The organism is Pectobacterium punjabense (assembly GCF_012427845.1).
GTDB lineage: Bacteria > Pseudomonadota > Gammaproteobacteria > Enterobacterales > Enterobacteriaceae > Pectobacterium > Pectobacterium punjabense.
In genome coordinates this window covers 4380900-4404605 of record NZ_CP038498.1, presented here as the reverse complement: position 1 = coordinate 4404605, position 23706 = coordinate 4380900, and the positions used below count along the sequence as shown (strand labels likewise).

Here is a 23706-nt window from a genome sequence, read left to right as displayed (position 1 = left end):
CTTACAAGAGCGGGTTAAGCGCGGTTGGCTAACTCGGCTTTATGCTTTTTCTCATTCAGCATAACAACAATTAGCAGAAGTACCGCCATAATGCTGCCGCCGATCATCACCATAAAGCCGCCGTCCCAACCGAAGAAGTCAACGGTATAGCCAACGATGGCGCTGGCGGCAACGGAGCCACCGAGGTAGCCAAACAGGCCAGTGAAACCCGCTGCGGTGCCGGCTGCTTTCTTCGGTGCCAATTCCAGCGCGTGCAGGCCAATCAGCATAACCGGTCCGTAAATCAGGAAGCCGATGATGATCATACACGCCATGTCCACACCCGGATTACCGGCTGGGTTCATCCAGTAAACGATGGTCGCTATCGTGACGAGTGCCATAAAGAACACGCCCGTTGCACCACGGTTGCCTTTGAAGACCTTATCAGACATCCAGCCGCACAGTAGCGTGCCCGGAATACCCGCGTATTCGTACAGGAAGTAAGCCCAAGAGGATTTATCCAGCGCGAAGTGCTTCACTTCCTTCAGGTAAGTTGGTGACCAGTCGAGGATGCCGTAACGCAGCAGGTAAACGAAGACGTTGGCAATAGCGATGTACCACAGCAGTTTGTTCGGGAAAACGTACTGCATGAAAATCTGCTTAGCCGTCAGTTCCTCTTCATCTTTTTCATTGTAATCAACCGGATAGTCGTTTTTGTACTCTTCGACTGGTGGTAGACCACAGGATTGCGGGGTATCACGCATTAAGGCAAATGCGATGAGTGCAACCAGAATCGCGGCGAAGGCTGGCATGTAGAGTGCGGCTTTCCAGTCGTTAAACCAGGCCATACCCAGCAGGAACAGCAGAGGTGGAAGCCCGCCGCCGACGTTATGAGCACAGTTCCATACTGACACAATGCCGCCACGTTCTTTCTGCGACCACCAGTGAACCATGGTGCGCCCGCACGGTGGCCAGCCCATTCCCTGGAACCAGCCGCACAGGAACAGAAGGACGAACATAACCGCGATGCTTGATGTTGCCCACGGCACGAAGCCCATGAACAGCATCACGGCGGCCGCCAGAATCAGACCGGCAGGCAGGAAAACCCGTGGGTTGGAACGGTCAGATACCGAACCCATGATGAATTTGGAAAAGCCGTAGGCGATGGAGATACCGGACAACGCAAAGCCAAGATCGCCGCGCGAGAAACCCTGCTCAATCAGGTAAGGCATGGCCAGGGTGAAATTTTTACGTACCAGATAGTAGGCGGCGTAGCCAAAAAAGATCCCCATGAAAATCTGCCAGCGTAGGCGGCGATAGAGGGGATCGACACGATCCTGCGACACGCGTGGCTGGTGGGCTGCGGGCCTAAAAATACTCAGCATAGATATCTCCAATGCGAAAAAAAACGATAGCTTTTTTGTTCTATTACGAACGTTATTGTAAGGGGATAGCGTGCAAATGAGTGTGATTCATGACGCTAATGTTACACTTTTATGAAACTGTGACGATTTTTGCGCTCATGTTAACAGAATCGGAAAATTACACAGTGTGGTTTTAGTGATGTAAATCACACTTATCGTTTTTAAACTCTCATTTATTTTCGTTTAGTGTTCGTTTTTGCTCTTTATCAAACATTAACCCTCCTTTTTGTGTCCCAATAGCAACATATATACCCTCTATATCCTCCGCCTGGAGCGAGAATATGATGCAAAACACTGGGAACTGGCGTGAAACTGACGTGGTTGTCATCGGCGGTGGTGCGACGGGGGCGGGTACGGCACGGGATTGTGCCCTGCGTGGACTGCGCTGCCTGTTGCTTGAACGCTATGATATTGCGACCGGTGCGACCGGGCGTAATCATGGTTTATTACACAGCGGTGCCCGCTATGCGGTAACCGATGGCGAATCTGCCCGCGAATGTATTGAAGAGAACCAGATTCTCCGGCGGATCGCTCGCCATTGCATTGAACCTACCGATGGCCTGTTTATCACCTTGCCGGAAGATGACCTCGGCTGGCAGACGCAATTCATTACCGCTTGCCAGCAGGCGGGGATTCGCGCACAGGCGATAGACCCGCAGGAAGCGCTTAGGCTTGAGCCGGCGGCAAACCCTACATTGATTGGCGCGGTTCGCGTGCCAGATGGCTCTGTCGATCCTTTTCGCCTGACGGCGGCCAACATGATTGATGCCTGCGAGCATGGCGCGGAAGTCCTAACCTATCATGAAGTTATCGGGCTGATTCGTCAGGGCGATCGCATTACCGGTGTGCGCGTTTTCGACCACAAAAAAGGTGTAGAAACAGAAATCTATGCGCAGGTGGTGGTTAATGCTGGCGGTATTTGGGGACAACAGATTGCGGAATATGCCGATCTGCGTGTGCGCATGTTCCCGGCAAAAGGCGCGCTGTTGATTCTTGGACACCGTATCAACAACATGGTGATCAACCGCTGCCGTAAACCGGCGGATGCCGACATTCTGGTGCCGGGCGATACCATTTCGCTGATTGGCACCACCTCAACCCACATCGACTACGATCAGATCGACAATATGCTGGTGACGCCTGCCGAGGTGGAAACGCTGATGCGGGAAGGCTCGATGTTGGCGCCGTCGCTGGCAAGCACGAGAATTCTACGCGCCTATGCAGGCGTGCGCCCGCTGGTTGCCAACGATAGTGACCCTAGCGGGCGTAGCGTGAGCCGCGGCATTGTGCTGCTTGACCATGCCAGCCGTGACGGGCTGGAAGGGTTTATTACTATCACCGGCGGCAAACTGATGACCTATCGCCTGATGGCTGAATGGGTGACGGACGCTATCTGTAAAAAGCTGGGTCATGACGTCGCGTGTTCGACGGCGCAGACGCCGCTGCCCGGCTCAGAATCGCTGGAAGAGGTGAGAACAGCCCCCCACGCCCTGTCAGCTTACCCTGCGGCAAAACCGCTCTCTGCGCCACTGCGCGGTTCGGCGATCTATCGCCACGGTGAGCGTGCCGGGCGAATGCTGTCCGGTGAACGTTTGGATCGCAGTCTGGTGTGTGAATGTGAAGCCGTGACGGCAGGGGAAGTGCGCTACGCCGTGGAATCGTTGCAGGTGAATAACTTGATTGATTTGCGTCGGCGTACTCGTGTTGGCATGGGCACCTGTCAGGGTGAGCTGTGCGCCTGTCGCGCGGCAGGTTTGTTATGCCGCCTGGGAACCGCGACGCCAGAGCAGTCGCTTACGCAGCTCAGCCAGTTTTTGAACGAACGTTGGAAAGGCATTCGCCCCGTCGCATGGGGCAATGCGCTACGCGAAAGCGAGTTTACCAGTTGGATTTATCAGGGACTGTGCGGCCTGACGGCCAGCGACAGTCAGGAGGATCGTCATGCGCTATGACGTTGTGATTATCGGCGGCGGGTTGGCGGGGCTGACCTGCGGCATTCGCCTGGCGGAGCAGGGAAAACGCTGCGCAATTGTTAGCGCTGGGCAGAATGCGCTGCATTTTTCTTCCGGTGCGCTGGATTTACTTTCCCATCTTCCTGACGGGCAGCCCGTTAGCCAGCCGCTTGAGGCACTGGGTGCGCTAGCGAGCCAGGCTCCTCATCACCCTTATTCTCGTATGGGGGCGGCCGCGATTGCCGCACTGTTGCCACAGGTCGAGGCGTTGCTGGAACGCAGCACTATCTCCCTGTTGGGCAACCATCAGCAGAACCACTGGCGTATGACGCCGTTAGGTAAGTTTCGTGCATGCTGGCTAAGCCCGGTTGATGGCGTAATGCGTGGTCTGCCGGATTCCCGTTTTGGCGACAACCCGCTGATTGCCGGTATTGAAGGCTTTCTGGATTTTCAGTCTCGTATTGTGGCCGGCACGCTTCAGACGCAGGGTATTGCGGCGCGCAGCGATGAGCTCAAGCTGCCCGTGTTGGATCGGTTACGTCAAAACCCCAGCGAATTCCGTGCGGTAAACATCGCCCGTGTGCTGGATCGACCAGAAAATCGTGCGGCGCTGGTGGACGAACTGTCGCTTCTGGCCAACGGTAACGATGCCATCATCATGCCTGCCTGTCTGGGATTGGATAGCCCCGAGATCGTGCGTGAACTCGCTGATGCGTTAGGTAAACCGGTGCTGCTGCTGCCAACCTTACCGCCGTCAGTACTCGGGTTACGTTTGCATCAGGCGCTGTCGCAGCGTTTCCGTCAACTGGGTGGCATGGTGATGCCGGGCGATCGCGCGGTGCGTGCATCGCTGTCTTCGCAGGAGATTGCCGTTCACAGCCACCATCACCGTGATATCCCGCTACGGGCGAAGTACGCGGTGCTGGCGAGTGGTAGCTTCTTCAGCAACGGGCTGGTGACGCAGTTCGATCGGGTGACTGAGCCGGTCTTTGGGCTGGACGTTCGGTTTGCAGAGCAGCGTGAGGGCTGGAGCCAGCAGGATGTGTTTGCGCCACAGCCTTATATGCAATTTGGTGTGATTGTCGATGAACATCTGCATCCGCGTATCGGGGGAGAAACGGTCAACAACCTGTATGCGATTGGTGCGGTGCTGGAAGGGTTCGACCCTATTGTACAGGGATGCGGAGCGGGGGTTTCCTTGCTCAGTGCGCTTCATGTTGCCGAACAGATTTTGAAGGAGGGCAACCCATGAGCCTGCTTAGCGATAACAGTTTTGAAGATTGCATCAAGTGTACGGTCTGTACCACGTACTGTCCGGTTTCGCGTGTGAACCCGCTTTACCCTGGCCCGAAACAGGCTGGGCCAGACGGTGAACGTCTGCGGCGTAAAGATCCGGCGCTGTACGATGATGCGCTGAAATACTGTACTAACTGCAAACGCTGTGAAGTCGCCTGCCCGTCAGATGTCAAAATTGGCGACATCATTCAGCGTGCGAAAGCGACGCACAGCAGCCACAAGCCGACATTGCGTGACGCGATTCTGAGCCATACCGACTTCATGGGGTCGATTGCCACGCCGTTTGCGCCGCTGGTTAATACGGCTACCAGCCTGAAGCCCGTGCGCCAACTGCTGGATAAAGCGTTGAAAATTGACCATCGTCGCCAACTGCCGAAATATTCGTTCGGTACTTTTCGGCGCTGGTATCGTCAGCAAGCGGCAAAGCAGCAGAACTATGATGAACAGATCGCTTACTTCCACGGCTGCTATGTGAACTACAACCATCCACAGCTGGGTAAAGATTTGGTTCAGGTCTTTAACGCGATGGGCATTGGCGTCCAGTTGCTGAATAAAGAGAAATGCTGCGGTGTGCCGCTGATCGCCAATGGTTTTCACGACAAGGCTAGAAAACAAGCGCATGCGAATATCACATCACTGGATGAGGCGATCAATCAGAAATCCCTGCCGGTGGTCGCGACGTCATCCAGCTGTACGTTCACGCTGCGGGATGAATACCCGCACCTGCTGGGTGTGGATAACAGCCACGTGCGTGATGGTGTCGAACTGGTGACGCGCCAGCTTTATCGCCTGTTGGAAGAAGAAGGGCGAACGCTGCCGCTGCGTAAATTGCCGCTGCGGGTGGCGTATCACACGCCCTGCCATCTGGAACGTATGGGCTGGACGGCGTATACCTTAGCGCTGCTGCAACGTATTCCTGGTCTTGAACTGGTGATGCTGGATTCCCAGTGCTGCGGTATTGCAGGCACCTACGGTTTTAAAAAAGAGAATTACGCGACCTCGCAAGGGATTGGCGCTCCGCTGTTTCAGCAGATTGAAGAGAGCGGCGTCGATATTGTGGTGACAGACTGCGAAACGTGTAAATGGCAGATTGAGATGTCGACCAGCAAACGGTGTGAACATCCGATCACACTGCTGGCGAGGTCATTGGCGCAGCCAGAGTAACAAACAGCAGGGGAGCAAAACGGGCTGTTCCTCAGTCCGTATTGAGAATAAGAATTTATCGCAAAAAGCACTTTACAACTGCGAATGATAATGATTATTATTGCTGTGCGTTCCGGGGAACGGTGTCATATGCCTGTGTTAGTGGTGTTGATGACGAGCCGGTTTCCCTGTGAAGGCACGACATTGCTCACATTGCTTCCAGTATTATTTAGCCAGCTCGGGTGCTGGCTTTTTTTTTGCCATACTTTTTTGATTATCAATAGAAATGAGCCACGACCTCACTATCCATAAACGATAATCTCTAAAATTACCCTGCCGTAAGATAATTAGCTTGAAGCATTAGCCGTGATGACAGGCGGTAGCCAGCTACGATAGCCAAAGGCACGGCGACCGAACACAATCAGCGCAATCCCGAATATCAGTGCTGCAACCAAAATTATGGCGATAATTTGCAGAGGCATGAAGCTACCTGAGAGCAGTGACACGATTGCTCCGCTGGCTGGCACTGAGCACATATTCATCAAGCCAATCAGTCCCATGGTTTTGCCTAAGTGTTCTTTAGGTATGACTTGGCTGCGCAGTGTACGTAGGTAAACACTGAAAGATCCGTCAAACGCCATCAGTACCGCATAACCGATTAGATACATCGTGTAATCGATGGACAGAGACATCACTGCTCCTGCCAAGATCATGGCACAAAATGATAAGGTACCCAGCGATGACAGGCCAAAGCGACGGGCAAATCGCGGTACGAAGAAAAACGTAATAATCGTTACTACGGCGGCAGTGGTCTGTAATACGCCGAAGTAACGATCCGATAGGTTAAACTCCTGAAGAATCACAGCAGCACTCACTACCAGAGCTGAGCCGTACACTAAATTCACTACCCACGTTAGCGCACAAAGGTGCAACAGGATTTTATTTTGCTTCAGTACCGTTAGTGCCGTGCGGTTAGATTCTATAAGCGTACCCAATCCCATTTTTTCCGTGACATCTAGATCGTGTGTTTCCAGAAAGAGATAGTTGATGGCGGAAATGGCAAAAAGTACCGCAGCCACGAGCAGAATACTGTTAATGCCACCGTAAGCTGAAATGATGACGGCGATTGCTGGACCTAACACCATGGTTATCTGATCGACGCCTTGTAGCATGGTATGGGCTTTAGGCAACGCGTCGGACGAGATATGACGTGGTAGTAGGGCATCAGTGGCAACAAAGTTAAGCACATAGGCCACCGATAGCAGAGCCATCATTGTGGCTAGGGCTGGAAACGTGGCTTGTGGGTACAGGTAGAGAGCGACAAAAGTCACTATCATCAACACTGCACGAACCGCATCGACATTAAAGAAGATGAAACGGGGCTTAATACGGTCGGCCATAAAACCAGACAGTGGGAAAAAGATGATGCGCGGTAGCCACTCAATGACAAAAGCCAGAGATGCAAACGTGAGTGAGCCAGTGGCTTTTAGAATCGCGAGCGGAACGGCAAACAGCAGAAACTGATCGCACAGTGCACCTACAAAACGGGAAAAGACGAAACGTTTTAAACCAAAGTTGTCGCCGTTCATAAAATTCCTCAATCCTGATCCAAGAGTCGCTGGGTAGCGGCTCAGTTCTCATCAGACGTGACGTAGGGTAAAAAGTGAGCTCGCGTATTCATCCGCCGTCTTTAGATGTTCATTGAAGCCTTCTTCCGGCTCACGGTTAGGCCAAAAGAATTCCACCGAACCCTCGCGCGTTTTCCATGACTCCAGATTTTTCGATACATCCAGCGGTTTTGCGGTTATCTGCATATTGACGATGTGATCCGGCAGACTGGTAGGGAGTGTTACTTTCTCGATCACACCAAGCGGAGCTTTGATAAAGGCCACAGCGCTTAGACCTCTCGGCAGCAAGGTGTCTGGCAGCGGTTTCAGTGCGTTCAAGTGGCTAAGTATGTGAAGTTCATATGGATTAATACCATAACTACGTTCAACCAGATCCATAATGGTGTCGCCGCCGGTACGGGCACCTACCTCAATGATTTTGATTTCGCCCGCAGGCGTTATTCGTGCCTCAAAGTGTGCGACACCGTAATGGACACCAAGTGCATGGCAGGCTCGTTCGGCGATATCGCGTAGTTGGGTATTGTCGGAATGTACCGAGGGTACGGTATGGCCGATCTCCACGAAATGCGGCTCATTACCCAGGTATTTGTCGGTGACTGCAATGGCACGATGGTAATCTCCCTGATTAATCACCTCGACACTCACCTCTTGTCTGGCCGTAACATACTCTTCTACCTGAAAGAGATCTTCCGGCGCGTGGGATTCACCATTCAACGAAATAACATCGGCCACGCTGCGGGAAAAACTCGGCTCAATTTCCTCTTCACACGTAATTTTTAACACACCCAGACTGCCAGCCATTTCACGTGGTTTGATCACGACTGGCAGGCCAATCTCTCTAATGTGATCTTTGAGTTCCTCTAACGTACTGAAAGCAGCGAAGCGTGGCACCGGTAGTCCAGCATCTTTCAACAATTGCTTCATTACAAATTTGTCGCGGCAGTTATGAATAGTTTGACGGCTGTTGCCTGCCAAACCGTAGTGTTCGGTTACCAGACTTGCGGCGCGGACGGTGAAGTCATTCATTGGGATGACTGCTGCTGGAGTGCTCCCCGTTTTCTGTTCATAGGTTTTTACTGCTTCTAATACGGCTTGCTCATCGGCCACATCACCCGATAAGTAACCATCGAAAAACTTGATTGTGGGCGTGGTGCGGTTTTTGGCCATGGTGAGTACACGCATACCGCTGGAGGCTCTGAGTGCTCCTGCCAGCACGCGTTCACGAAGCGCAAATTCGCCTCCTAAAATTAAGAGGTAACGATTTTCCATATACTTTCTCCCAAATTATATTCGAGCCCCCAACGTGGCTCACAACATTAAAGGTCTTTGCCAAGCGTCCAGCCGCCATCAATCACCAGCGTAGAACCGGTGACAAAACGCGCCTGGGGCGAGGTGAGATAGAGTGCGGCATCAGCGATGTCACGCGTCTCCCCGAAAACCGGTAAAAACTGCCCACGTTGGATTTTTTCCAACTGTGTGGCGTTGTGGTAATAAGCTTCTGTGAGTGGCGTACGGATCACGCCGGGTGCAATGGCATTCACCCTTATATGGTGTTTGCCGTACTCTAGAGCTAGCTGTTTAGTCAGACCGATGACCGCATGTTTAGACGATACATATGCGGTGCGATTGGGCTCCCCCATCAGGCCGGAAACTGAAGCCATGTTGACCATATTGCCAGGGCGTTTCCGTTTCAGCAGTTGTTGGCAAAAGGCGCGGCCTGCTACAAAGCTGGCGGTAACGTTCAGGGCAAATACGTTTTCCCACAGGGCTAAGGTCAAATCAGCAATACTGCAAATTTCTCGAGTGCCGGCGCAGTTGATCAGTACATTATTGGTTTCACCATATTCTGTTGTTTCAAACAGTTCAGCGAGATGAACTGAGTCGGTAACATCCAACTGATGATGCTGATAAGATGGCTCTTCTTCAAAAGCGGAAGGCGAACGTTCAATGCCATTAACATGGTAGCCCTCCGCCAAAAACGCGCTGGCCAGAGCGCGACCAATACCGCTGGATGCACCGGTAATAAAAGCTGTGTGTGTCAGGCTGCACATGTGATGTCCTTTTGATTTCGCTGGAAAGTAATCAGTATGATATCGCGCTGTGCGACGCCGCTGTCCGCACGTGCACCTACGGGAGTGACGGCATGAAGCTTGTCGTGATTGACCACCAAAGTGTCGAAAAGCTGTTCGAGACGCAGTACCCGTTCGATACCGCGTGGGTGACTGGCAATCAAGCTGTCACCACCCAACATATTGGAAGAGACATTAATCAAATGGACAAAAACGATATCTTCATCGTCTTTGTGTAGCCACACTGGGGAACTGTATGCTGGGGTATCAACATCTGCCTGATAACGAAACAAATGAATACCAATGGTTAGATTTTCCAGTGGGCCAATGTGTTCGTATGCCTCAACCAGACGGAAGTCATCCATCAGTAAAGTTTGCAGCAGCCGATTGCCAGTGATGTGCTCTGGCAATAATGGATAATCGCGCACAATATCGCCGGTATCCGGGTTATAAGCTTTTGTTTGCTTATATGGGCTGAACTTTCCAAACAGTAATTCCCCTTTTTCATTACGTTGACACTGGGCATACCCCCGCCAGCGATTTCCTGGAGAATAAGGGTCGAGGGTTAAATCTTGGTAGCTTCTCTTTAAAATATTTAGTTCAGAAGTAAATAATTCTTTATTTTTAAACTGCATATTTTCAATAGATTGATAATGTTGACCAGGAATAAAGGCGTAGCCCTGCCTGGAAAGATGCTTTGCATATTCCATAATTCATGCCTCCATTTTTAAAACAGAAACGTAGAAGTCTATTCAGGATGTAAACTATTGGACTACGTCCAGTAAACGACTTTACGGTCGCTCAATTTGCCAATAAAGCGCCCTGCGGTGAGTCGACTTCCTTCACTGACGCTGCTGACACCATGTAGATGGCAGGCATTCATAAAGTAGAGGTCTCCTGCGTTAAGCTGTACAGAGAGAGACTCAATTCCTTCCAATAGATGTGGTGGGTAAGGATAGCCCGTTCGACTAACACCCAAGCTTTTGCGGCACTGGTCATCAGGTATCAGGTTCCAAATCTTCAACTGGCCGCCACCTTTAGCGCCTTCAAGGCAGGCGTTGTAGGCTGTAACTGTTTGTGTGTTGGCGATCTCGAAACCATCTTCACGAGCAAAATCAACCTGCGCCATGTCTTCGTGTGGCATCAGTGACATTACACCATTGTCCAGCCAGCGGCGGAAGGTTGCAAAGCAGGCATAACCATTTTTAAAACGTGCAGGGCCAAAATGGATACCGTGATTCAGAAACTCCGCTTCTAAGGTACGATTAAGGAAGAGGGATTCATTGCCGTGTTCATCGGTCATCGCCATGAGGTCGGCAACGCACTGATTCACGCGATTGACTTCGTAAATATATTGCTGCCCATTACGAGAGAACTGCGTGGCACCGACTTGGTTGGTCAAAACGAAACCATCATCTGGACGATTTCTTCCATTTTCTACCACTACACGATTAAATGTATCAGCTATGGCCTTACATACTGCTTCATGAGCATAATTACGGATAATATAAAGTACGTTACCGTTATGATGCCCATGAAGAATAATGTTCTTTACAATAGAGAAATCAATTTCTCCATCTGTTGACTCTAAATAACCAAAGTTAGATTTGGAAGACCCTGTCAAATATTTTCTCTTTGGTTCTGTAGCTAACAATTCATTCATGATAGTCCTTTGTCAATATTCTTTGTAGAGGTTAAGGTATTAAAGGGGAATAATCAGATGAATAAAGGTGACCAGAGCATTCCACCTTCAATCCACGTTTTATTATCCCTGCGCGGTTGTTTTAATTCTGAATATTTTCCCAGATGACGTTCAAATATTTCACCGTAATTTCCTATCTGACGAATAATGTCGCGAATAAATTCGGGTTGCAGACCCAGATGCTGGCAGAGGATTGGGTCTGGAAAGAGAAAGGTACGTAGATAACCGACAGGATTATCGCTCTTTGCACTGAATTATGGCTATTCAAGCCAAGGTTTTCTGCCTCAATTAGCGCACGCATTACCCACCGGGTGGCGGTGTGCCACTGTGGATCTTGTGAATTGATAGCTGGCGCCATGACCTCCAACGAAATGCGATCATCTAGAATTAAATGCTGCTCTTTATCTGCCAGTTGTACGTGCTCTCCAGCCAGAAGGTAACTATCCAGACAATAAATGTCGCATTCTCCTTGTTGGTAGGCACGACGAGCCTGGCGGGGGGAGTCAAATAAGATGATGTCACATGACAAATTCAGTCCAGCGAAGTAGCGTGTAAGATTCTCTTCGGTAGTCGAGCCACGCATCGCAGCAATACGACGTTGGCGGGTAAATTGAGCCTGTGGTGTTGCTTGCGTCAGATTATTATATGAAGTCATCAGCACTTCGCCATCAAATAGCATCGGGTGGACAAAGCTGACGCCAAATTCGACTTCGCGCTGAAAGGTAACGCTTGAGTTAAAAGTACCCAAGTCGATTACTCCATCTCGTAATGCTTGAAAACGGTCTGCCGATTGCAACGGGACAAAATGAATTTTGCCACTGTCAGCCAATACTGAGATTGCCACTGCGCGTGCTAAATCGATATCAAATCCTTCCCAGGCGTTGCTGACTGCATCACGTTGCGACAGCCCTTTAAACCCTAAACTGACGCCAACATTCAGAACATTATGCTGTTGAATACGTTTAATTATCGATTGTTCATACATAGGGAACCTATCAGAAAAGGTTAATAATAGTCATATTTTCGACATGTAAGCCTCTGTTGAACATCATACGGTTCGGTGATAATTTGAATAGATAGTTGAAAAGCAAAAGAGTTATGCGTGAAGAACATCAATGAGCTAACTGAAGTTTTACCGAGCTTAATGCTTTTTGTTCAAGTTGTTGAAAAAGGTGGGTTTTCATCTGCCGCTCGTGCGCTTTCTATGACTCCTTCTTCTGCCAGTCGCATGATTGACCGGCTGGAGAAACGCCTCAATCTGATTTTATTTACTCGTACCACTCGTTCGCTCTCGGTTACAGAAGCTGGGCAGGAAATATATCATCAAGCGTTAACTGTTCTTGCTGCCACCAGCTCACTTTTCTCACAGGCAGACAGTTATAGTGACAAACCTAAAGGCGTGCTGCGTATTACCGCTCCAATTACATTGGGGAAAATTCTGCTTACTCCGTTTCTTCCTGGTTTTCTACGCGACTATTCAGAGATTAATATCGAGTTGAACCTCACTGATCAGATAGAAAATCTGATGAATGGCTCCTATGATCTTGCGCTACGTGTGACGGATACGCCCCCGGCCAACATGGTCGCACGCGCACTGATGCCTATTGATTATGTATTAGTCTGCGCGCGGGAATACGAACAGCCCCTGCCACAGACGCCAAGCTTCCTGAGCCAGCACAATATTTTCTTTCCTAACGATTCACAGTTTCGCGGCGAGTGGTGCTTCTGGCGACATGATCAAATGGAAAGCGTGCTGCTTACCCCAAGGTTGATGATCAATAACAGTGATGCGATGATTGATGCGATATTACAGGGGGTGGGTATAGCACTGATTCCAACGTTTATCGCAAATAGTTATTTGCTTAACGGCCGCTTGAAACGCGTGCTGTCAGACTGGCGTATTGAGAATCCCATGCCAATGACGACCTACGCCATTACATTACCAAACCGTTTGTTGCCGCTGAAAACGCGTGTGTTTATTGACGATTTTATGGCGTGGTTGAAAACGAAATAGCTAAGAGACGGGGATGTTCATGAGATGCCCCGGCAGCCCTCTATCCCGTTCTGATTTTTCGAACAGAGCGGTGAGTTTTTTGCGCTATCTTATTTACCACTGCCCGTTACACTTTCCTTATCAGAAACGCAGGAGGAAAGAACATGATCTATTTACGTCAAGCGCAAGATCGCGGACATGCTAACCATGGCTGGCTCGACAGCTGGCATACATTCTCATTCGCCGATTATTACGATCCTGATTTCATGGGGTTCTCAGCACTGCGCGTGATTAACGAAGACGTTATCGAAGGCGGTCAGGGCTTCGGCACACATCCGCATAAAGATATGGAAATTCTCACCTATGTGTTGTCCGGTGCGGTTGAACATCAGGACAGCATGGGAAATAAAGAGCAGGTGCCCGCGGGTGAATTCCAGATTATGAGCGCGGGAACGGGCATTCGTCACTCTGAATACAATGCCAGTAAGGACGAACCGCTGCACCTGTATCAGATCTGGATTATCCCAGAAAAAACCGGGCTAACGCCGCGCTACGAGCAGAAACGCTTTGATGTGCAGCAAGGGCGTCAACTAGTGCTCTCCCCGGATGCACGTGAAGGCTCGCTGAAGGTCTTTCAGGATATGACGCTGTGGCGTTGGGCGCTGAAAGCACAGGAACAATCGGTGTATCAGATCCAGGCCGATCGTCGCGTTTGGGTTCAAGTGGTGCGCGGCAGTGTAGAGATTAGCGGGCAGAAAGCGGAAACCAGCGATGCGTTTGCGGTCTGGGACGAAACGGCGATTTCCGTACACGCCAGCGCAGACAGTGAAATTCTGCTGTTTGATTTGCCGGCGGTATAACGATTCACGGCCTTTACCAGACCGCTTTGTGCCGGCTCATCCTTTGAAGTGTGAATAGATTCACTGTTTTTAAGATGCAGTTAATCTATTGATGAATACCTATTTCGGCTCTGTCTTAGGATTGTTACTGTTCAAGCAGGCAAAACCTAAACGTCCCAGCTGGCAGCATCGTGCCGTATACGATGGCTACTGGCTGGTGTGTTTAGGTTTTTTTATGCCTGTTAATTGATGCGCTTTGCATACAGTCCTTAACGCTGTCGTTCTGAATGTAGCGAACTATTTTTCGGTATTCATTACTTCTGACTCATGGATGGTGATATGAACAAAGCATTATTGTCGTTGTGTCTTCTATGCAGTGCGCTGCCAGTGAGTGCGACGACAGAACAACCTGAATTAACCTACCGCTGGAGCAAATTGATTCATCAGGATGGGTTGACCTTCCGTGACCTGAACCATGATGGAAAACTGGCACCGTATGAGGACTGGCGCTTAACTGCGGAGGTGAGAGCCCGTGATTTACTGGCCAGAATGACGCTGGATGAGAAGGCTGGCATCATGATGCATGGCTCCGCACCGTCTATTGGGGATGCCATCGGCCGTGGTGCAATCTACGATCTGGCCGCTAACCGCAGACTGATTGTGGATAAAAAGGTCAACAGCCTTATTACGCGGTTGGATAAGGCTACACCAGAAGAATTTGCTCGCCAGAATAATTTGCTGCAAGAAATCGCCGAATCGTCCCGCCTGGGGATTCCGTTAACCCTCAGCGCCGATCCGCGCAGTGTCTATACCTATTCAGTGAATGCGACCCCAACTGTTGATGGTTTCTCCAAATGGCCGACGCCCCCCGGTATCGCCGCAATGGGTAGTGAAGCGTTTGCTCGTCATTATGCTGATATCATCCGTCAGGAATACCGTTCGGTGGGGATCACTCAGGCATTGTCACCTATCGCTGATTTAGTGACAGAACCGCGCTGGTCACGTATTGATGGCACGTTTGGTGATAATAGTGAGCTGGTCAAACGCATGGTGCGGGGCTACATCACGGGAATGCAAAATGGGGCGGGCGGATTAAACCGGCAGAGCGTGAGTTCAGTCGTGAAACATTGGGTTGGATACGGCGCGTCGGATAACGGTTTTGATGGCCACCACTACTATGGCCGTTTTGCCTCTTTCGGCGATAGCGACGCTCTGGAAACGCATGTTTACCCGTTTACCGGCGCGTTTGAAGCGAATGTCGCGGGGGTGATGCCTACCTACCCGATTTTGAAAGATGCGGTCTATAAAGGTCAGCCGATTGAGCAGGTGGGCGTCGGCTTTAACCGTTTCTTACTACAGGATGTGCTGCGTGGTGAGTATGGTTTTCGTGGTGTCGTGATCAGCGATTGGCTCATTACGAAAGACTGCGTCGGAACCTGTATTACCGGATATCCAGAAAATGAGAAACCCGGTATTGATATTGGCATTCCTTGGGGCGTTGAGCATTTATCTCAAGCTAAGCGCTTTGTTAAAGCGATCGACGCGGGTATTGATCAATTTGGTGGGGTAGATGACTCTTCCATCATTGTGCAAGCGGTGCAGCAAGGCAAGATTTCGCCGCAGCGCGTTGACCAATCGGTCTTGCGTATTTTGGAACAAAAATTCCAGCTCGGTCAATTCGAGGTGCCGTTTGTCGATCCAGAAAGGACGCAGCAGGTGTTCCAGCGCCCATCCATCACGGCACAAGCTGAACAGGCGCAATATGACGCGTTAGTGTTGCTGAAAAAACGACAGGGAATTCTGCCGTTGCAGAAGGGGAAGAAAATTTATGTGTGGGGAATGAATCCCGATGTCGTGCGTAATGCTGGCCTGGTTGTTGTTGATCACCCCGTCAAGGCCGATGTGGCGTTGATACGAGCGACGGCACCGTATGAGCAACCGCACAAGAATTTCTTTTTTGGCGCGATGTACCATGAAGGTGCGCTAGATTTCCGCCAAGATAATGAACAGTATCAAGCAATTGTGAATGCGGCTCGCTATGTGCCAACGATCGTGACGGTTTATCTTGATCGCCCGGCTATCTTGACCGCGATTGAAGATAAGGCCAGTGTTCTGGTGGCTAACTTTGGCGTCAGTGATACGATCCTGCTGCGTTCTCTGATGCATGAGCGGCGCTACACTGCCCGTTTGCCGTTTGAATTGCCCTCTTCGATGAAGGCAGTGGAACAGCAACGCGGCGATATACCGCATGATTCGCCCGCACCGCTCTATTTTTCCGGCTTTGGGCTACAGTAAAACGTGTCTCTGGGGGAGCCTCGACGGGCTTTTTTTGCTAGACTTAGGGCACTGTTTTTCAGACGCTTTTAGTCGATGATGAAGAAGAAAAGACCCGTTCTCCAGGATGTTGCCGACCGCGTTGGGATTACCAAAATGACGGTAAGCCGCTATTTACGTAATCCCGCTCAAGTGTCGGTCGCGTTGCAGGCAAAGATCGCCATTGCGTTGGATGAGCTGGGCTACATCCCTAATCTCGCCCCTAACATGCTCGCCAGTTCGACCAGCCGGGCGATTGGCGTGTTGCTGCCATCATTAACCAATCAGGTTTTCGCTGAAGTATTGCGTGGAATTGAACGTACGGCGGAAGCGCACGGTTACCAAACTATGTTGGCGCACTATGGCTATCATCCTGACAGAGAAGAACAGCGCCTGACCTCACTGCTGTCCTATCACATTGACGGGCTTATTCTGGCCGAACGCACCCACACGCCGCGAACGCGCCAGATGCTGGATGTTGCGGGTATTCCGGTGGTGGAACTGATGGATTCTGTGTCGCCTTGTCTGGATATGGCGGTCGGGTTCGATAACGTTGAAGCCGCGCGCCAGATGACGTTGCGTATGGTCGCGCTGGGGCATCGTCACATCGTCTATCTCGGCGCGCGACAGGATGAACGTACGATTATGCGTTGCCGAGGTTACGAACAAGCGATGTTGGAAAGCGATCTCAAAAGTTATTGCGTGATGAGCGAGCGGGCATCTTCCTATTCGCTTGGCGGTGAGCTACTGCGGCAGACGCAGGCGGAATATCCGCAGGTCGATAGCGTATTTTGCACCAATGACGACTTAGCCGTCGGTGCGATGTTCGAATGTCAGCGGCAGGGGTTACGCGTGCCAGATGACATTGGCGTAGCGGGTTTCCACGGGCACGACATTGGTCAAGCGATGGTGCCGAAGCTGGCTAGCGTACTGACGCCGCGTGAACACATGGGGCGCGTCGGCACCGAACGCCTGCTGGCCCGCCTGAGAGGCGAGCCGGTGGAGCAGGAAATGGTTGATGTCGGTTTTACCGTGCTGGATGGCGAAAGCCTCTAAGCCGCGACGTTAGCCTGCTGCACGCAGTGCGTCAACGCAACGCTGCACAACGTCTTCCCGCGTGCCGTCGATGTCGATCTTCAGGACATCCGGTTCATCACTGCCTGGTTCTTCCAGTGCATCGAACTGGCTTTTCAGCAGGTCTGTTGGCATAAAGTGTCCCGCTCTGGCTTTGTGACGCTCCAGAACCAGTTCAAAGCTGCCTTTCAAATAGATAAACACCATCTTTTCGTTCCCTTCGCGCAGGCGGTCGCGGTAACGCTTTTTCAGCGCGGAACAGACGATAATGCCCGTTTCATTTTTGTGCGCCAGGCTGTAGGCGACATCGCTGAGCCGCTCCAGCCACGGTGCGCGGTCGTCGTCATTCAACGGCGTACCGCTGGCCATTTTCTGGATATTGGCGCGCGGATGCAGATCGTCGCCATCAATAAATTTTGCCTGAATGGCGCGGCCAAGTTCAGCGCCAACTGAGGATTTTCCACTGCCTGATACGCCCATCAGAATAATGCTTCGACCTGACATAATTTGATCTCTATCTCAAACTGTAAATTAAATGATACTTAATGGTTCCAGACTTTAACATGTTACCCGTATCATGTTACCGGTATCAAATGATGATGTGATACGCCTCACAAACAATCAGCCAATTTTGGCCCGGTGTCTAAGAGAGATGATTAACGATGACAGAAATAACATCCGCCTATAGCGCCAGTGTGCTATTAACCATCGCCGCAGGCGCGGTCGCACTGTTACTGGTGTTGATTATGCGCTTTAAAGTGCATGCTTTTTTGGCTTTGACACTGGTAAGTCTGGTCACTGCGCTGGTGACAAAAACTCCATATGAGAAGATTGTCCCAACATTACTTAGTGGTTTTGGTAGTACGCTGGCTTCTGTTGCTCTGCTGGTTGGTCTGGGGGCAATGATTGGCCGGCTGCTGGAAGTTACTGGTGGCGCGAAGGTTTTGGCCGATACGCTGATCAACAAATTCGGCGAGCAGCGTGCTCCCTTTGCGCTGGGTATTGCGTCGCTGCTGTTTGGCTTCCCGATTTTCTTCGACGCCGGTCTGGTTGTGATGTTGCCGATTATTTTCAGCGTGGCGAAACGCTTTGGCGGCTCAACATTAAAATATGCCTTTCCCGCGGCGGGTGCTTTTGCTGCCATGCACGCTTTGGTGCCGCCGCATCCCGGTCCGGTTGCGGCCAGTGAGTTACTGGGTGCCAATATCGGCCTGTTAGTGATTATTGGTGGCCTTATTGCGTTACCCACCTGGTATTTCGGCGGCTATCTCTATGGGTTATACGCCGGTAAAAAATTCGATATCAAGCTGCCTGCAAGCTTCTTGTCTGCGGTTGAAACCGATACGAGCGTTAAACCACCACGCTTTTCCGTGGTGTTGAGTATTCTGCTGCTGCCATTAGTGCTGATTTTTCTCGATACCGGGCTGAATACGCTAACGGTGATGGGGGTAGTGAGCGGTGATAACGGCTTGGTGCAGTTCTTACGCATGTTGGGTAAAACGCCAGTTGCATTACTGATCACGGTGTTCTTTGCGTTGATGGTCTTTAGTGGCGATAAGAGCCGCTCACACCTTGAGAAAATTTGTGATGGGGCATTAGGACCGATTTGTTCGATTATTCTGGTCACTGGCGCGGGCGGAATGTTCGGTGGTGTATTGCGCGCCAGCGGCATTGGTAACGCGTTGGCGGGTGCCTTGGCGGATACGGGGATGCCAGTGATTGTGGCCGCGTTTGTCGTGTCTGCTGCACTGCGTGTGGCGCAGGGTTCGGCGACGGTGGCATTGACGACGACGGCGGCGCTGATGGCACCCACCGTGGCGGCGACCACGGGCTTAAGCCAGTTTGATCTGTGCTTTATTGTGGTGGCGATTGCGGGTGGTGCGACCGTGCTGTCGCATGTGAACGACTCTGGCTTCTGGCTGGTGAGCCGCTTCCTCGAAATGGATGAGAAAACAACCCTGAAAACCTGGACGGTGATGGAAACGCTGCTCGGCACCATCGCCTTCTTGCTGGCGGTGATTGGTAGTATTTTGCTCTAATGTGTTTAACCCCCCTCTTACAAGGGAGGGTTTTGACATTAATCCGGCGTAAAAATTATGCAGCGGTGATCATGAGCACCGAGTGAGCGACAGGACGTCGCGAAAGCCAGTGCCGCGTATGGAACGCGTCACTGGCGGCTCGAAGGGTGATCATGAACGCCGATGGCACCGCGTAGCGGCATGATTTAGCCGGAAGCCTGGGTTCGCAGGGCGGCGGCGACTGAGTAACCGTGTTGCCGGTCAAGCATTTTAATGGGGCGTCATCGCATAATTTTTGTCATATGGCCGCTGCGTATGCAGCACGCCATAACACAGATGAACCAGTTTCCTCATCGCCGCCCCTATCGCCACCATCTTCGCTTTTCCTTTTAGCCGCAGTCTTTCATAGAGGGCTTTCACATGACTGTTCCAACTGATAGCCGCTATGGCTCCCATATACAGTTTTGCCCGGATACCCGGCGGACCTATTTTCGACAGTCTGGCCCTGCCACACACCGAGGTGCCTGAACGATGTTCAACCGGGATAACTCCCAGGTACGCCGCCACCTGTTCCGCGCTCCTGAAGTTATTGCCCCGGATGATGGCTAACATATTCCACCCGATTTGCTCTCCAACTCCATCAATCGATTGCAGAAGTTTCAGGTCATTTTTTAGCCCAGGATGCTTATCTATATGCTCCGCTATCAGGCGTTCAATCCTTGCCAGCTCATTCTTCAAATTTCGCTCAATCGACTCCAGCGAGGTCAGGACTTCTTCTGGGGCCGTGGTGGATTTTAACGTGCTCAGTCGATTTTCTATGCGTTGTTTATCATTCAGCAGACTATCCCTGTGCTGTAACAAGACTTTGAGTTTCCTTATTTCTTGAGAGGCGGGAGCCAGTTTTCTGGTTGTTTCAGGCAGCCATAACAGGCAAGCACATAAGCATCAACCTTATCCGTTTTAGTCAATATCCCCATTCCTTTGGCGAATTCACGCACCCGATGCGGGTTTATCACGGACACCAGAATACCAGCCTGATGGAGACCATAGGCCAGGTGTTCGTGATAAATCCCAGTGGCTTCCATGATGATATGAGCCTGACTCGGGTCACATTTTTGCAGGATTAACCATCGAGCCAAAGCCTGTGCTGAGTTGGGGTCATTGGGTAAAACTTTCGTCTTCCGTTTACCTTTAATGCCATCAACCAATAAGCACACATCGATAAAACGTTTACTGATATCAATGCCGATGTAATACATAATGTCCCCCTTTCACTGAAGCCGTCACGCCCGTTCCGCTTGTACATTCAGAGTCAGTGCTCTAGGTAACCGTTCAATGTTAATGCTGGCGTGAAAGGTGAAACAGAGGGCTTAAACTCAATCGCAAGGTTGATAGCCTTAGCGCCCTGCGGAAGCTCACTCTGTTTCATGTAGTGATAGCTAATCACTACATGAGAAAGATACAAGCGCCCTGCGTCGGGCGCGTGCTACGGGGTAGCATGGAAATTGCGGTATTATCGCGCACGAAACCACCTCTTAGTCGGCATAAAATGTGACTAAGACACAGGCGAGAATGACGCACCTATAACTTCATGTACGCACGTATGCCGTCGAGGAACATTTGCGTCGACAGCATCACCAGAATCAGCCCCATCAATTTCTCCAGCGCGCTCACGCCTTTTTCACCCAATAAACGTAAGAACACATCTGACAGCAGCAGGATGATGAAGGAGATCGTCCAGGCGATAAACAATGCCAGCGTCAGGTGGGGTAACTGATTGGGATACTGGTGAGAAAGGAGCATCAATGCCGCGAGGATCGACGGCCCGGCGACCAATGGAATCGCCATCGGCACCAGAAACGGTTCTTCGCCGGCTGGCAGACCGCTGCTATTGCCTTCCTGCGAGGGGAAAATCATCCGAATCGCGATGAGAAAGAGGACGATACCGCCGGAAATGGACACGGTTTCAGTACGCAGATTCAGGAACGCCAGAATGTGTTCGCCAGCAAACAGGAAAATCAGCATCAGCCCAAGTGCAATCAGCATCTCGCGGATCAGCACCACACGTCGGCGTTTGGGATCGAGGTGCTTGAGTACGGACATGAAAATGGGCAAGTTGCCGAGTGGGTCCATAATGAGCAACAGCAGCACCGTTGCGGAGATCATTTCTGTCATGTTGGTTATTGCTCCTGTTACCTGACGGTGGCAGCGATATGATGTATTGGTCGCGGTTCTTATCGTGAGTCAGGTTGATGATATTAGAATGACTGCTGAAAAATGCCGTACTATCGAATAAATTCACTTGCGACTTTATGTACATTTTGTAAGGTTGAACGACACGATAATTTACAGATTTACGGCACGGCACGCGCAACCTCTGCGGCAGTTCACTGAGTCAGCACTAACTATGCGCCCTCGACGTTAGCCGGAATTCTTTTTTGTTACCCCCAAAGCAGGACAGTTACCATGAAAAATGTTGGTTTTATTGGCTGGCGCGGTATGGTCGGCTCGGTTCTCATGCAGCGCATGGTGGAAGAACGCGACTTTGATGTTATTCACCCGGTGTTCTTTTCAACGTCTCAGCACGGCGAAGCTGCTCCGGCGTTGGGCGGTCATCAAGGCGTGTTGCAGGATGCTTATAATATCGAAGCACTGCGCGCGCTGGACATCATCATTACCTGTCAGGGCGGCGATTATACCAATGAAGTCTACCCAAAGCTGCGTGAAAGTGGCTGGCAGGGGTATTGGATCGACGCCGCATCCTCGCTGCGTATGAAAGATGACGCGATTATTATTCTGGACCCAGTGAACCACGGTGTGATTCAGCAAGGTCTGGATAAAGGCATCAAAACCTTTGCGGGCGGTAACTGTACCGTCAGCCTGATGCTGATGTCATTGGGCGGTTTGTTTGCGAACAATCTGGTGGAATGGGTTTCTGCTGCGACCTATCAGGCGGCGTCTGGCGGCGGTGCGCGTCACATGCGTGAACTGCTGGCTCAGATGGGGGCACTGCACGGTGAAGTCGCGAAAGAATTACAGGACCCGGCTTCTGCGATTCTGGATATCGAGCGTAAAGTGACAGCGCTGACCCGTAGCGGTTCGCTGCCGACTGATAACTTTGGCGTGCCGTTGGCGGGTAGTCTGATTCCGTGGATCGACAAACAGCTGGATAACGGCCAGAGCCGTGAAGAGTGGAAAGGTCAGGCGGAAACCAACAAAATTCTGGGTACTAGCGGCGTGATTCCGGTTGACGGCCTCTGCGTGCGCGTTGGCGCGCTGCGCTGCCACAGCCAGGCGTTCACTATCAAACTGAAGAAAGATGTGGCACTGCCGGAGATCGAACAACTGCTGGCTACCCACAACGACTGGGTGAAAGTGGTGCCGAACGATCGCGACATTACCATGCGTGAGCTGACGCCTGCTGCGGTAACGGGTACGCTTTCTACGCCGGTAGGCCGTCTGCGTAAGCTGAACATGGGGCCGGAATACCTGTCCGCCTTTACGGTCGGCGATCAGCTGCTGTGGGGAGCCGCTGAACCGCTGCGCCGTATGCTGCGCATCCTGCTGTAGTTATCTCGATGTAGTGATCTTGCTGGCGCAACATCGGTCGGTGTTGCGCCAGTTTCTACTCGTATTTCTTCACTCGTATATTTTCGAGAACCGCGACGGGCTGGGTATTTCAGAACGGCCAGCGTCCAAGGCGTGTATCACTCACTGACATTTTCAGCAAAGGACCAAGCCTCTTTGTTGCAGACACTGGTTCAACTGTTCCACGTTGTCGTTAGCCGTCGTGGTGCAGATAAAACGTGGATTTTCATGCAAATAGACGTCGCCGTTCTGAAGTAATCCAACTTCAAGCAACTGCAATTCGGATTGTTGTAGCTGTTGCTGTAACACTGGCAGGAAAAAACCGGATGCATCATAGAAGAACTCTTCAGGAGTGATGTCTCCGATTGGAAAACCCTGTTCGTCAAACAAACTGTCCACTGATAACGCGACCCCTGCTTGCTTAATAGGAATTAACGCCTCCAGAGCCCGAAGATCAAATTCTTTCCATTCGATATAACAAAGAAAATCTTCCCCCAATAAATCATCCAGCCAATAGATCTGCGCATATTCACCATGCGACTGATCTAATGCTGGCGTAATGATATCTCGTGCTGAAAATCCGGGCACTGCCTGTTCAAATGCAGCATAAAGTGCGGTATCGGTCATAACGATTCCTTGTATTGTTAAACTTATTTTGCTCTGTCGTCATGGCATTCAACTATTCAAC

General features: G+C 51.1%; 19 protein-coding genes and 1 pseudogene. 9 read left to right on the top strand and 11 right to left on the bottom strand.

Going from position 1 to position 23706, the window contains the following annotated elements:
* Window positions 1–14: 14 nt before the first annotated feature.
* Window positions 15–1364, bottom strand: coding sequence for a glycerol-3-phosphate transporter (glpT, locus tag E2566_RS19980; RefSeq protein ID WP_107170489.1), 1350 nt, complete (start codon window positions 1362–1364; stop codon window positions 15–17).
* A 320-nt stretch (window positions 1365–1684) separates the two neighbouring features.
* Between glpT and glpA the strand changes: the two genes are divergently transcribed.
* The 3 genes from glpA to glpC are packed head-to-tail and all read left to right on the top strand — an operon-like array spanning window position 1685 to window position 5815.
* Window positions 1685–3355 carry an anaerobic glycerol-3-phosphate dehydrogenase subunit A gene (gene glpA / locus E2566_RS19975; RefSeq protein ID WP_168444512.1) on the top strand — a complete coding sequence of 557 codons (1671 nt, stop codon included), beginning with the start codon at window positions 1685–1687 and terminating at the stop codon, window positions 3353–3355.
* Window positions 3345–4607 (top strand): glycerol-3-phosphate dehydrogenase subunit GlpB, encoded by a 1263-nt coding sequence (gene glpB / locus E2566_RS19970; protein WP_107171077.1) that lies wholly within the window; start codon window positions 3345–3347, stop codon window positions 4605–4607. The genes glpA and glpB overlap by 11 nt, the downstream gene beginning before the upstream one ends.
* Window positions 4604–5815, top strand: a complete 1212-nt coding sequence (glpC, locus tag E2566_RS19965; RefSeq protein ID WP_107171078.1) for an anaerobic glycerol-3-phosphate dehydrogenase subunit GlpC — start codon at window positions 4604–4606, stop codon at window positions 5813–5815. Before glpB ends, glpC begins: the two co-directional genes overlap by 4 nt.
* Before the next feature lie 326 nt (window positions 5816–6141).
* On the opposite strand, the gene E2566_RS19960 is transcribed toward glpC, so the two are convergent.
* From E2566_RS19960 to E2566_RS19935, 6 genes are all read right to left on the bottom strand, one after another.
* Window positions 6142–7383, bottom strand: a complete 1242-nt coding sequence (locus E2566_RS19960) for an MFS transporter (protein WP_107171079.1) — start codon at window positions 7381–7383, stop codon at window positions 6142–6144.
* A 51-nt stretch (window positions 7384–7434) separates the two neighbouring features.
* Window positions 7435–8691: an ATP-grasp domain-containing protein gene (locus E2566_RS19955; RefSeq protein WP_107171080.1), complete on the bottom strand. Its 1257-nt coding sequence runs from the start codon at window positions 8689–8691 to the stop codon at window positions 7435–7437.
* A gap of 47 nt (window positions 8692–8738) precedes the next feature.
* The gene (locus E2566_RS19950) at window positions 8739–9473 is read right to left on the bottom strand and encodes an SDR family NAD(P)-dependent oxidoreductase (RefSeq protein ID WP_107171081.1); all 735 of its coding nucleotides are present in this window, start codon (window positions 9471–9473) and stop codon (window positions 8739–8741) included.
* Window positions 9461–10201: a 3(1)-hydroxy-L-isoleucine 4-dioxygenase HilB gene (gene hilB, locus E2566_RS19945; RefSeq protein WP_240618668.1), complete on the bottom strand. Its 741-nt coding sequence runs from the start codon at window positions 10199–10201 to the stop codon at window positions 9461–9463. Before hilB ends, E2566_RS19950 begins: the two co-directional genes overlap by 13 nt.
* A gap of 62 nt (window positions 10202–10263) precedes the next feature.
* The gene (hilA, locus tag E2566_RS19940) at window positions 10264–11154 is read right to left on the bottom strand and encodes an L-isoleucine 3(1)-dioxygenase (RefSeq protein WP_107171083.1); all 891 of its coding nucleotides are present in this window, start codon (window positions 11152–11154) and stop codon (window positions 10264–10266) included.
* A gap of 172 nt (window positions 11155–11326) precedes the next feature.
* A complete protein-coding gene (locus E2566_RS19935; protein WP_240618669.1) occupies window positions 11327–12178 on the bottom strand; it encodes a transporter substrate-binding domain-containing protein in 852 nt (283 codons plus the stop codon).
* Between the two features lie 117 nt (window positions 12179–12295).
* On the opposite strand from E2566_RS19935, the gene E2566_RS19930 reads away from it, so the two are divergent.
* From E2566_RS19930 to gntR, 4 genes are all read left to right on the top strand, one after another.
* The gene (locus E2566_RS19930) at window positions 12296–13207 is read left to right on the top strand and encodes a LysR family transcriptional regulator (protein ID WP_107171084.1); all 912 of its coding nucleotides are present in this window, start codon (window positions 12296–12298) and stop codon (window positions 13205–13207) included.
* A gap of 143 nt (window positions 13208–13350) precedes the next feature.
* Complete coding sequence (locus tag E2566_RS19925; protein ID WP_107171085.1) at window positions 13351–14046, top strand: pirin family protein; 696 nt, start codon at window positions 13351–13353, stop codon at window positions 14044–14046.
* Window positions 14047–14364: 318 nt separating this feature from the next.
* Window positions 14365–16320, top strand: coding sequence for a glycoside hydrolase family 3 protein (locus E2566_RS19920; RefSeq protein WP_107171086.1), 1956 nt, complete (start codon window positions 14365–14367; stop codon window positions 16318–16320).
* Between the two features lie 78 nt (window positions 16321–16398).
* Window positions 16399–17394 (top strand): gluconate operon transcriptional repressor GntR, encoded by a 996-nt coding sequence (gene gntR, locus E2566_RS19915; RefSeq protein ID WP_107171089.1) that lies wholly within the window; start codon window positions 16399–16401, stop codon window positions 17392–17394.
* 9 nt (window positions 17395–17403) lie between these two features.
* Here the strand turns inward: gntR and E2566_RS19910 are convergent, their stop codons facing one another.
* Entirely contained in the window at window positions 17404–17916 is a 513-nt protein-coding gene (locus E2566_RS19910; RefSeq protein ID WP_107171087.1) for a gluconokinase, read from the bottom strand.
* Between the two features lie 158 nt (window positions 17917–18074).
* On the opposite strand from E2566_RS19910, the gene E2566_RS19905 reads away from it, so the two are divergent.
* Window positions 18075–19451: a GntP family permease gene (locus E2566_RS19905; RefSeq protein ID WP_107171088.1), complete on the top strand. Its 1377-nt coding sequence runs from the start codon at window positions 18075–18077 to the stop codon at window positions 19449–19451.
* 249 nt (window positions 19452–19700) lie between these two features.
* Here the strand turns inward: E2566_RS19905 and E2566_RS19900 are convergent.
* A pseudogene (locus tag E2566_RS19900) lies at window positions 19701–20689 on the bottom strand (IS110 family RNA-guided transposase).
* A gap of 322 nt (window positions 20690–21011) precedes the next feature.
* Entirely contained in the window at window positions 21012–21605 is a 594-nt protein-coding gene (locus E2566_RS19895; protein WP_107168950.1) for a YhgN family NAAT transporter, read from the bottom strand.
* A 291-nt stretch (window positions 21606–21896) separates the two neighbouring features.
* On the opposite strand from E2566_RS19895, the gene asd reads away from it, so the two are divergent.
* The gene (asd, locus tag E2566_RS19890; RefSeq protein ID WP_107168949.1) at window positions 21897–23000 is read left to right on the top strand and encodes an aspartate-semialdehyde dehydrogenase; all 1104 of its coding nucleotides are present in this window, start codon (window positions 21897–21899) and stop codon (window positions 22998–23000) included.
* Between the two features lie 153 nt (window positions 23001–23153).
* On the opposite strand, the gene E2566_RS19885 is transcribed toward asd, so the two are convergent.
* On the bottom strand, window positions 23154–23645 hold the full coding sequence (locus tag E2566_RS19885) for a hypothetical protein (RefSeq protein WP_107168948.1): 492 nt from the start codon (window positions 23643–23645) through the stop codon (window positions 23154–23156).
* Between the last annotated feature and the right edge of the window lie 61 nt (window positions 23646–23706).

Bases quoted from the DNA above. Each gene is read 5' to 3' on its own strand.
- glpT (WP_107170489.1), bottom strand. From the start codon at position 1,364: ATGCTGAGTATTTTTAGGCCCGCAGCCCACCAGCCACGCGTGTCGCAG.
- glpA (WP_168444512.1), top strand. From the start codon at position 1,685: ATGATGCAAAACACTGGGAACTGGCGTGAAACTGACGTGGTTGTCATC.
- glpB (WP_107171077.1), top strand. From the start codon at position 3,345: ATGCGCTATGACGTTGTGATTATCGGCGGCGGGTTGGCGGGGCTGACC.
- glpC (WP_107171078.1), top strand. From the start codon at position 4,604: ATGAGCCTGCTTAGCGATAACAGTTTTGAAGATTGCATCAAGTGTACG.
- E2566_RS19960 (WP_107171079.1), bottom strand. From the start codon at position 7,383: ATGAACGGCGACAACTTTGGTTTAAAACGTTTCGTCTTTTCCCGTTTT.
- E2566_RS19955 (WP_107171080.1), bottom strand. From the start codon at position 8,691: ATGGAAAATCGTTACCTCTTAATTTTAGGAGGCGAATTTGCGCTTCGT.
- E2566_RS19950 (WP_107171081.1), bottom strand. From the start codon at position 9,473: ATGTGCAGCCTGACACACACAGCTTTTATTACCGGTGCATCCAGCGGT.
- hilB (WP_240618668.1), bottom strand. From the start codon at position 10,201: ATGGAATATGCAAAGCATCTTTCCAGGCAGGGCTACGCCTTTATTCCT.
- hilA (WP_107171083.1), bottom strand. From the start codon at position 11,154: ATGAATGAATTGTTAGCTACAGAACCAAAGAGAAAATATTTGACAGGG.
- E2566_RS19935 (WP_240618669.1), bottom strand. From the start codon at position 12,178: ATGTATGAACAATCGATAATTAAACGTATTCAACAGCATAATGTTCTG.
- E2566_RS19925 (WP_107171085.1), top strand. From the start codon at position 13,351: ATGATCTATTTACGTCAAGCGCAAGATCGCGGACATGCTAACCATGGC.
- E2566_RS19920 (WP_107171086.1), top strand. From the start codon at position 14,365: ATGAACAAAGCATTATTGTCGTTGTGTCTTCTATGCAGTGCGCTGCCA.
- gntR (WP_107171089.1), top strand. From the start codon at position 16,399: ATGAAGAAGAAAAGACCCGTTCTCCAGGATGTTGCCGACCGCGTTGGG.
- E2566_RS19910 (WP_107171087.1), bottom strand. From the start codon at position 17,916: ATGTCAGGTCGAAGCATTATTCTGATGGGCGTATCAGGCAGTGGAAAA.
- E2566_RS19905 (WP_107171088.1), top strand. From the start codon at position 18,075: ATGACAGAAATAACATCCGCCTATAGCGCCAGTGTGCTATTAACCATC.
- E2566_RS19895 (WP_107168950.1), bottom strand. From the start codon at position 21,605: ATGACAGAAATGATCTCCGCAACGGTGCTGCTGTTGCTCATTATGGAC.
- asd (WP_107168949.1), top strand. From the start codon at position 21,897: ATGAAAAATGTTGGTTTTATTGGCTGGCGCGGTATGGTCGGCTCGGTT.
- E2566_RS19885 (WP_107168948.1), bottom strand. From the start codon at position 23,645: ATGACCGATACCGCACTTTATGCTGCATTTGAACAGGCAGTGCCCGGA.